This window comes from Buchnera aphidicola (Pemphigus obesinymphae), assembly GCF_026122815.1.
GTDB lineage: Bacteria > Pseudomonadota > Gammaproteobacteria > Enterobacterales > Enterobacteriaceae > Buchnera_C > Buchnera_C aphidicola_BJ.
The window spans coordinates 1-600 of record NZ_JAIWQW010000064.1 but is presented as its reverse complement, the minus strand read 5'-3'; the positions used below and the strand labels follow the sequence as shown (position 1 = coordinate 600).

Annotated in this window: 2 pseudogenes; one reads left to right on the top strand and one right to left on the bottom strand. The window is 23.8% G+C overall.

The features are described from left to right. A pseudogene (gene cysS, locus LDP10_RS03100) lies at window positions 1-247 on the top strand (cysteine--tRNA ligase); the annotation flags it as partial. Window positions 248-327: 80 nt separating this feature from the next. Here the strand turns inward: cysS and LDP10_RS03095 are convergent. Next, window positions 328-600: pseudogene (locus tag LDP10_RS03095) on the bottom strand (bifunctional methylenetetrahydrofolate dehydrogenase/methenyltetrahydrofolate cyclohydrolase); the annotation flags it as partial.

The following is a 600-nucleotide window of genomic DNA, read 5'->3' as shown; positions in this document are numbered from 1 at the left end:
ATTAACGTCTTTAGGAAGAGAATTGGGATTGTTAATGCATAATTCGGATGATTTTTTAAAAAATATGTCTAATTATACTCAGGAACAAATAAAAGAAATAGAGATGTTATTAAACATGCGAGATAATTTTAGAAAATTAAAAAATTGGGAAAAGGCAGATAATATTCGTAAAATTTTATTAAGTTTAGGTATCGTTATTGAAGATGATAAAAATAAAACTGTTTGGTATCGTGTAAAAAAAATATAGATTTTTATATATAGATAAAAGTATTGATTAAACAATTTCACTTATATTTTTTTAATATTTTATATTTATTTTAAGTTTTTTTAATCATTGTGATATGTTTCACAAGCATATAAAGTATTTTGTAATAATGAGGTTACAGTCATAGGACCTACTCCTCCTGGAACAGGAGTTATGTAAGATGCTTTTAAATATACGGATAAAAAATCGATATCACCAACTATTTTCCCGTTATTAAGTTTATTAATTCCTACATCAATGACTATTGCTCCTTTTTTAATCCATGTTCCATTTATAAAATTAGGTTTACCGACTGCTACAATTAATAAATCAGCATTTTTAACATAATTTTTTAA